Origin of the sequence: Arthrobacter sp. CC3, assembly GCF_039907775.1 — a bacterium.
Lineage (GTDB): Bacteria > Actinomycetota > Actinomycetes > Actinomycetales > Micrococcaceae > Arthrobacter.
This window is the reverse complement of the sequence record NZ_JARCCY010000110.1, coordinates 1-838: the sequence shown is the minus strand read 5'-3', so window position 1 is coordinate 838 and position 838 is coordinate 1. Positions and strand designations below refer to the sequence as shown.

General features: G+C 58.1%; 1 protein-coding gene. It reads right to left on the bottom strand.

Annotated elements, in window-relative coordinates; all coding sequences use genetic code 11:
• Positions 1-27 precede the first annotated feature (27 nt).
• Positions 28-838: group II intron maturase-specific domain-containing protein (locus tag PV761_RS24205; RefSeq protein WP_347900052.1), on the bottom strand; the 811-nt coding region annotated here is incomplete at its 5' end.

Below are 838 nucleotides of genomic sequence, written 5' to 3'. Positions count from 1 at the left end.
CGTGCGGGCCTCGCATACGGCGGTTCGCTAGGTCGTTTGAAAACGATCCCACGCAGTGCGAAAGAAAATGAGGCCGTGCCCTGTCCAGTACTCGGCTGGCAGGGCCCGGTGGAGAATGGGCGACTTCGCGACCCGCCAGTAGGCTCGGCTGCTGTTGCCCCATTGATAGGCCGTGTCCGGCCTGATCCCGAGCTTACGCAGATTCGCCACCCGCGTTCGCGGGAGTTTCCATTCCTTCCACCGGATTTGGCGCATCCTGCGCCTGAACCATTTGTCGAGGGTATCGAACTTCCTCGGTGTCTGTGACAGCCTGAAGTAGCCCGTCCAGCCGCGAACGTAGCGGTTCAGTTGTTGGATGCGGTCAGCCATGGAGATACTCCATTTGCGCGAGGTAAGTTCCCTGATGTGGTCCTTCATGCGCTTAAACGCCTTCGGAGCAATTCGGATCTTCACCCCGCCCTTTACGAAGTAGAATCCGAAACCCAGCAATGTAGCTACGCTTGCCGGATTGATCGTGGACTTCTGCCGGTTGACCCTCAATTTCAGGTCCCTTTCCAGAACTTTCGTGCTCTGTTCCAGTACCCGTTCCGCGGCCCTCTTGGACTTCACAAATACCCTGATGTCATCGGCATACCGCACGAAGCGGTGCCCCCGGCCCCAGAACTCCTGATCAAAATCGTCCAGCATGATGTTCGATAGCAACGGCGACAGAGGTGACCCCTGCGGGGTTCCCTCCTGCGTTGGTTGCCGCACGCCATCAGCCATGATTCCCGCTTCGAGATAGCGCCGAATCAACTTCAAAAGCCGCTTGTCTTTCACTTTCCGCGCAACCCTGGCC